The 1,232-nt window shown below is 44.5% G+C and carries 1 protein-coding gene; it reads left to right on the top strand.

The window, feature by feature from the left end; translation table 11 throughout:
• Nucleotides 1–228 precede the first annotated feature (228 nt).
• Complete coding sequence (locus FC18_RS06440; RefSeq protein ID WP_054680754.1) at nucleotides 229–1,113, top strand: LCP family glycopolymer transferase; 885 nt, start codon at nucleotides 229–231, stop codon at nucleotides 1,111–1,113.
• The last annotated feature ends 119 nt before the right edge of the window (nucleotides 1,114–1,232 follow it).

Genomic DNA, 1,232 nt, shown 5'->3' with positions numbered 1-1,232 from the left:
TTTTTATTTCAGAAGAACTTGGTCACGAGTGGCTAACTTGATTATAAAATCTGCCGTGAAAATTTCATACATTTCTGGCGCATTCTGGCTATAAAATACGTATACGGTACTGCCAACGTGCCTTGTCGCACCAATTCTCTACGGTTATTTTTCAGCTTCCATTACCCACATAACCCTGTTTCACGGTATAATAAGGCGACACGTAGGCTTAAATGGAGAAATGACTAAATGAAGAAGATTATCTTACGCATTGTGGCCGTGCTGGTTGTGGCCATCATCGGAGTCGGCGGGTACGTCTACTACCGGGTGCACAACGCAGCATCACAAATTAGCTCATGGGACAAGAACAAGGCATCTGAGGACGCGACTAACAGCGGCAAGCCAGTAACGTATTTGTTAATGGGTGCCGATACTGGGGCGTTGGGACGCAGTTACAAGGGTCGGACTGACACAATGATGGTGGTTGTTTTGAACCCGAAGACGCGGACAACGACCATGGTTTCTATTCCTCGCGATACCAAAATTGAAATTGATGACGTGCCGGTGAAAATCAATGCAGCATACTCTTATGGTAGTTCTACTTCTGCAGTAGATGCGGTAGAAAAACTGGCCGACATCAAGATTGACGGTTATCTACTCGTGAATATGGGCGGACTGGAGAAGCTGGTTAACGCTGTGGGTGGAGTAACGGTTACCTCACCACTTACCTTCAGTTACCGTGGAAAATCGTTTGCTAAAAATCAGTCATATAATCTGAATGGTGCAGACGCCCTGCGCTTTTCGCAAATGCGTTATGATGACCCAGATGGTGACTATGGTCGCCAGCGTCGTCAACAACTCGTAATTAGTGCCATTATTGCTAAGGTAAAAGATCATCCAACTCAGGTTCTATCCGGAAAGTTTCTGAACGCAGTTAGTGATAACCTGCGAACTGATATCTCTCTGTCGTCTATTAAAGACCTCGCGCTTAAGTACAAGTCTGCGGCTGGCGCAATTAATATGGATCAGATGAGAGGCAAAGGAAAGCAGATTAACGGCTCTGATTTTGAAGTGCAGCCTAAATCCGAGATTACGCGGATTCATAAGGTGATTACCACGGCACAAGGAAAATAATATAATCACTGAGAAAAGCTCAATCGGGCTTTTTTTCTTTGTCCCAGAATGATGCTAAAAACGTCGGAACTATGTCAAACGGTGTTGAATAGTAAATTTATCATTTGGAGTTCGTCCTT

Source organism: Lacticaseibacillus sharpeae JCM 1186 = DSM 20505, assembly GCF_001436225.1.
In the GTDB taxonomy this organism is placed as follows: Bacteria; Bacillota; Bacilli; order Lactobacillales; family Lactobacillaceae; genus Lacticaseibacillus; species Lacticaseibacillus sharpeae.
Note: the sequence above shows the minus strand (reverse complement) of the source record. Positions and strands in the feature narration are given on the sequence as shown.